This window comes from Crenobacter luteus, assembly GCF_004345725.1.
Lineage (GTDB): Bacteria > Pseudomonadota > Gammaproteobacteria > Burkholderiales > Chromobacteriaceae > Crenobacter > Crenobacter luteus.
In genome coordinates this window covers 1-6174 of sequence record NZ_SLXG01000041.1, presented here as the reverse complement: position 1 = coordinate 6174, position 6174 = coordinate 1, and the positions used below count along the sequence as shown (strand labels likewise).

Annotated in this window: 5 protein-coding genes; 4 read left to right on the top strand and 1 reads right to left on the bottom strand. The window is 67.9% G+C overall.

Annotation, left to right across the window (positions count from 1 at the left end; translation table 11 throughout):
• Positions 1-823: 823 nt before the first annotated feature.
• From EV683_RS13985 to ribD, 4 genes are all read left to right on the top strand, one after another.
• Positions 824-1921, top strand: coding sequence for a hypothetical protein (locus EV683_RS13985; protein ID WP_131863198.1), 1098 nt, complete (start codon positions 824-826; stop codon positions 1919-1921).
• Positions 1922-2066: 145 nt separating this feature from the next.
• On the top strand, positions 2067-3314 hold the full coding sequence (gene glyA / locus EV683_RS13980; RefSeq protein ID WP_131863197.1) for a serine hydroxymethyltransferase: 1248 nt from the start codon (positions 2067-2069) through the stop codon (positions 3312-3314).
• Between the two features lie 74 nt (positions 3315-3388).
• A complete protein-coding gene (gene nrdR, locus EV683_RS13975; RefSeq protein WP_131863196.1) occupies positions 3389-3847 on the top strand; it encodes a transcriptional regulator NrdR in 459 nt (152 codons plus the stop codon).
• Positions 3848-3935: 88 nt separating this feature from the next.
• Entirely contained in the window at positions 3936-5039 is a 1104-nt protein-coding gene (gene ribD, locus EV683_RS13970; RefSeq protein ID WP_131863195.1) for a bifunctional diaminohydroxyphosphoribosylaminopyrimidine deaminase/5-amino-6-(5-phosphoribosylamino)uracil reductase RibD, read from the top strand.
• 30 nt (positions 5040-5069) lie between these two features.
• On the opposite strand, the gene EV683_RS13965 is transcribed toward ribD, so the two are convergent.
• A complete protein-coding gene (locus tag EV683_RS13965) occupies positions 5070-5957 on the bottom strand; it encodes an alpha/beta fold hydrolase (RefSeq protein ID WP_243694772.1) in 888 nt (295 codons plus the stop codon).
• Positions 5958-6174 lie beyond the last annotated feature (217 nt).

Below are 6174 nucleotides of genomic sequence, written 5' to 3'. Positions count from 1 at the left end.
CGAGCGGCGGCTGGACACGCATTACGCCTTGCTCAAGCTGGCTTGTTCCTTGATCTGCTTACGCTTTGTCGAGCGGTTTTGTTAGCGGCTCTAAGGCATTCAGAATTCACCAACGCTCAACGCGAACAGAGCCTTTTATTTTCGGCGAGCCGAGAACTTTTCGCGTCCAGCCGCGCTCTCATTCCCCGACGGTCCGCGCGGCGGACCTCGGTTCCCCTGACAGTTTGCTTCTTGAGTCGCCGGCTGCGTCCTGTAGCCGGCGCTTTTTTCGTTTTTGTCACAATTCGATGCGCCGTGTTCGCTTGCGCGCAAGCGCGAACATCCGGCTGGGCCGGCGCGACGGCGTGCGTTTATTGCGGTGCAATACGGTCTTGTCGTGTCGGCGTGGCGCAGGCGCAGGGGTGTATCGCGCGGTGGAACGCGGGTGCGCCAGGTGGAACGAGAGAAGGGGTAAGTAGCTGATATGGCAGGATTGTCTGACAGTTTGAACGCGGTCCTGCTGGCAGCGGGCAAAAAAAGGCGGGGCAAAAAGCCCCGCGACAAGTCTACAAAGGAGAAATAGAGGAGAAACTATCAAGAAGCAATTGCTGCATCTCAACGAGAACGGATTATCCGGATTTGCCGTCGGGGTGTCAACACTATTTGTTCGCTTTCGTACAAATCTGTACGAATATGTCGCGTGCAAATGGCGTTTTCTGGTTGAAAACGAAAATTAACGAAAAATTCACCCCGCGGCGCGAGGGAGAACCCGTGTTCGTGCCGTTTTGTCGGCTGTGAGACAATAAGAATCTGTAAGGAATTCGTCTTGGAGACGTCCCGCCCTATGTCGCAGTCCGCCCCCTCGCTGCCCGATCCGCGGCAGTATTCCGCCACGCCACCCGTCAACAACGACTTCCTGCGCCAAGCCGGTGCGATCCTCGCCGCCACGACCGCCGACGAGAAGGAAATGTGGCAGTCGGCGCTCAAATCAAGCCTCGCCGAGCACCTGGAGCGTGAAGAAATGTTGCCGATCTCGGTCGCGCTGGCGATGGCCGATTCGCAGGCCGTCTACCGCACGCTGTGGCAGGCGCTCGGCGACGCGCTCGACGGCGACACCGTCGTGTTCGCGCTGCCGCTGGTGCTGGTCGCCGGCAGCAAGGGCGCCGCGCGCCTGCCGGGCGAGTTGGCCGACCCCGACGGTTTCGCGTCGCTGTTGGTTAAGGTCGGTCTGGTGAGCGACCCGGCGCGCGTTGCCTGGCTGCCGCAGCTATTGCACCCGGATACGCTCGCCGGCGTGAAGTCGTCGCAGCTCTACCGCCTCGCGCAGGGCTCGGCCGACGCGGCGCGCGATACGCTGGCCGCGCTGCCGGCCGCGCCGGTGTCGTTGTCGGGCGAGGGCGTGTTCCTGCGCTACGTAGTCGGCGTCGCCCGTCGCGATGCCAACGGCGAGTTGCCGATCGCGCTGTCCGGCGTCGTCGGCGCCTGGGGCATGCCGCTGATGCAGTCGCTGAACGCGATGCTCAAGACCGACGGCGTGACGCTGTTCACCATCCCGCGTGCGCCGCAGGCGCTGACCGCCGCGCTGGTGGCCGGCGGCCAGGCGCGCCACGAGGTCGCGATGCAGGTGTTCGCCAGCAACCGCATCCGCCGCTTGCGCGAGCTGTCGCTCGAGCCGGTGGCGATCGCCAGCGCGCACGAGGGCGGCGAGCTGCGCTTCACGCTGTCGGCCAGGGGCGACGTGAAGAACTGGGAAGGCTTCGTGTGGCCGCTGTCGCCGCTCGACTCGGTGCCGCTGATCGCGCGCCAGTTTGCCGAGCTGATGGCCGACTGCCGCGTCGACGACGTGCGCTTCGTGCCGCAGGTCGCAGCCGACAAGGACGGCGAGGTGCCGGTGTTCTTCACCGCCGACGAGCTGTCGCCGGCCGGCGCCGCGATCCAGTAAAGGGCCAGGCCCACCGTTTTGCGCCCCCGCGAGCCGGGGGCGAGACAAATGCCGTTCATGTGCACCCGGGGTTTTTTTCATGCCGGGGGCCGGAACGGCTCATGTAGAATTCCGTTACGAACTTTAATCTGTGGGTGAAACGACCATGTTTGCTGCCGATCTGACCATTGCCAAGTACGACCCGGAACTGTCCGCCGCGATGGAGGCCGAGTACCGCCGCCAGGAAGACCACGTCGAGCTGATCGCGTCCGAGAACTACGTCAGCTGCGCGGTGATGGAGGCGCAGGGCTCGGTGCTGACCAACAAGTACGCCGAAGGCTACCCCTACAAGCGCTACTACGGCGGCTGCGAGCACGTCGACGTGGTCGAGCAGCTGGCGATCGACCGCCTGAAGGCGCTGTTCGGCGCCGAATACGCGAACGTGCAGCCGCACTCGGGCTCGCAGGCCAACCAGGCGGTGTACGTGTCGGTGCTCAAGCCGGGCGACACCATCCTCGGCATGAGCCTCGCGCACGGCGGCCACCTGACCCACGGCGCGTCGGTGAACATCTCCGGCAAGCTGTACAACGTCGTGCCGTACGGCCTGAACGACAAGGAAGAGCTGGACTACGACGCGGTCGAGCGTCTGGCGCGCGAGCACAAGCCGAAGATGATCGTCGCCGGTGCCTCGGCCTACGCGCTCGAGATCGACTGGGCGCGCTTCCGCAAGATCGCCGACGAGGTGGGCGCTTACCTGTTCGTCGACATGGCGCACTACGCGGGCCTGGTCGCCGGCGGCGAGTACCCGAACCCGGTGCCGTTCGCCGACTTCGTCACCACCACCACGCACAAGACGCTGCGCGGCCCGCGCGGCGGCGTGATCCTCGCCAAGGCCGAACACGAGAAGATCCTGAACTCGGCGATCTTCCCGTGCCTGCAGGGCGGCCCGCTGATGCACGTGATCGCCGCCAAGGCCGTCGCGTTCAAGGAAGCGGCCAGCCCGGAATTCAAGGCCTACGCGAAGCAGGTGAAGGCCAACGCCAAGGTGATGGCCGAGACGCTGATCGAGCGCGGCCTCAGGATCGTGTCCGGCCGCACCGAGTCGCACGTGTTCCTCGTCGACCTGCGCGCCAAGCAGATCACCGGCAAGGACGCCGAGGCGGCGCTGGGCAAGGCGCACATCACCGTCAACAAGAACGCGATCCCGAACGACCCGGAAAAGCCGTTCGTGACCTCGGGCATCCGCATCGGCACCCCGGCGATGACCACCCGCGGCTTCGGTACCGAAGAGGCCCGCCAACTGGCCAACCTGATCGCCGACGTGTTCGACGCGCCGGCCGACGAGGCCAACCTGGCCCGCGTCGCCGAGTCGGTGAAGGCGCTGTGCCAGCGCTTCCCGGTCTACGGCAAGTAAGCCCCGCCCTTGTGGCATAATGAAAAGCGGCCTGCGGGCCGCTTTTTTTACATGACTGACGGAACGATCCGGCCATGAAATGCCCGTTTTGCGGCTGTCACGACACCCAGGTGGTCGACTCGCGCGTCAGCGACGACGGCGCGAGCATCCGCCGCCGCCGCCGCTGCGCCGGGTGCGACAAGCGCTTCACCACCTACGAGACGGCCGACGTGCGCATGCCGCAGGTGGTCAAGGCCAGCGGCCAGCGCAGCGAATTCGACGAACAGAAATTGCGCACCAGCTTCCTGCGCGCGCTGCACAAGCGGCCGGTGCCGACCACGCTGGTCGACGAGGCGATCGACCGCGTCAGCCACCGGCTGTTGCAGCTCGGCGAACGCGAGGTCAGCAGCCGCCAGATCGGCGAGATGGTGATGGCGGAGCTCGCGCGGCTCGACAAGGTCGCCTACGTGCGCTTCGCGTCGGTCTACCGCAGCTTCCAGGACATCGCCGAGTTCAGCGACGCGATCAAGGAAATCGAGAAGAAGGCCGAGTAAGGCCCCGCCGGCGTCCGCGCCGGGCCGGCATGATCCCCCTTCGGCCAACCCGCGCAAGGTTGGCCGAGCCGTTTTCAGCGAGAAAGACATGACGTTTACCGGACAAGACCACGCGATGATGGCGCGCGCGCTGCAACTGGCCGAGCGCGCGCTGTTCACCACCACGCCCAACCCGCGCGTCGGCTGCGTGATCGTCAGGGACGGCGCCATCGTCGGCGAGGGCTGGCACCACCAGGCCGGCACGCCGCACGCCGAGGTGCACGCGCTGGCGATGGCGGGCGAGGCCGCGCGCGGCGCGACCGCCTACGTGACGCTCGAGCCGTGCAGCCACCACGGCCGCACGCCGCCGTGCGCCGACGCGCTGGTGCGCGCCGGCGTCGGCCGCGTCATCGCCGCGATGGGCGACCCGAACCCCAAGGTGAACGGGCAGGGGATGGCAAGGTTGGCCGAGGCGGGGATAGCCACCGCGGTCGGCCTGCTCGAGTCCGAGGCGCGCGCGCTCAACAAGGGCTTTTTGTCGCGCATCGAGCGCGGCCGGCCGTGGGTGACGGTCAAGACCGCGTCCAGCCTCGACGGCAAGACGGCGCTGTCGAACGGGCAGAGCCAGTGGCTCACCGGCCCGGAGGCGCGCCGCGACGTGCACGCGCTGCGCGCGCGCTCGTGCGCGGTGCTGACCGGCAGCGGCACGGTGATCGCCGACGACCCGCAACTGACGGTGCGCGAGGTCGCCACCACGCGCCAGCCGCAGCGCGTGGTGGTCGACGGCGCGCTGCGCACCGTGCCGGACGCGAAGATCTACGACACCACGGTCGCGCCGACCTGGCTGGCGACCGCCGTCGCCGACCCGGCGCGGCACGCGCCCTACCTCGCGCGCGGCGTCAAGGTGGTGGTGTTGCCGGCCGCCGACGGCCGCGTCGACCTGGCCGCGCTGCTGCAAACCCTGGCCGGGGCCGGCATCGGCGAATTGATGGTCGAGGCGGGGGCGGGGCTCAACGGCGCTTTGCTTGCGGCCGGGCTGGTCGACGAATTCCGTCTTTACTACGCGATGAGCCTCGTCGGCCATCGCGCGCAGGGTCTGTTCGACCGTCCCGAGCTGACCCGCCTGGCCGACCAGACCCGGCTGAAGCTGCTCGACTGCCGGCCGGTCGGGGCCGATCTGCGCCTGAGCTGCCTGCTCGAATCCGCATCCTGATGCACGTCGTCGGTCGCGTTCGCGGCCGGCTCAAGATCCCGCCGCGCTGAAAAAGTCGACCAGCGCGCGGGCGCACGCTTCCGGCTGCTCGATGTGCAGCATGTGCCCGGCGTCGGCGATGGTGACTTCGGCGAGGCGGGCGAAACACGCGCGGCGCTCGCCCAGCGTCGCCATCACACCGTGGGCGATCGGGTGGTCCCAGCTGTCGCCGCCGATCAGCCACAGCACCGGCGCCTTGATGCGCCGCCAGCACGCCATCGCCTCCTCCAGCCGGTACAGCACCGGGTTCACCATCTTGTGGCGCGGGTCGGCGCGGTAGCGCAGCGCGCCGTTCTCGACCACCGTCAGCGCCGCGGCGAGGTGCCGCGCGCGCTCGGGCGTCAGGTGCCGGTTGCGCTCGATCTGCCGCTCGGCCAACCTTTCCACGCTCTCGAGCGCGCCGAAGCGCGGCGGGTCGCGCGTCTCGCGCAGCCAGCGCGCGTAGCGGCCCGGCGCCTCGGCCGGCTTCGTCGCCGGCAGGCCGAAGCCTTCGAGCGAGGCGAGCTTTGCGACGCGCTCCGGGCGGACGCCGGCGTACAGCGAGGCGACCATGCCGCCCATGCTGTGGCCGGCGAGCCACACGGGGCGGTGCGGCGAGAAGTGTTCGAGCAGCGCGTCGAGGTCGGCGAGGTAGTCGGGCGAGTAGTAGCCGCCGACGTTCCAGTCCGATTCGCCGAAGCCGCGCCAGTCCATCGCGATCACCGTCCAGTCGGACGGTAGCGCGTCGACGAGAAACTGGAACGAGGCCGAGCAGTCCATCCAGCCGTGCTGCAGGAACAGCGTCGGGCCGTCGGTGGCGCCAGGCCAGGTACGCACGTGGTGGCGGTGACGGTTCAGCGCGAGGAAGGTCGAATGGCTTGGGCGGGCGGTAGGCATCATGGCGTGAGGGCGTCGCGATCGGGTGAAGGGTTGGCCGAGGCCGTCGTGTGCAAGGGTTGGGCGGGTGGCGCCGGTTTTCAAGCCCGGCGCCGGACGCCCGACGGGGTGTGGGCAAGAAAAGGGGGCGTGTCCGAATTTTTGTGTAAACGGGGTTGAACTCAGTTTTGGGAGATCCGCTCCCCGAACTGGATGGTAAAGCGCGTGAGGGCCGCCTTCC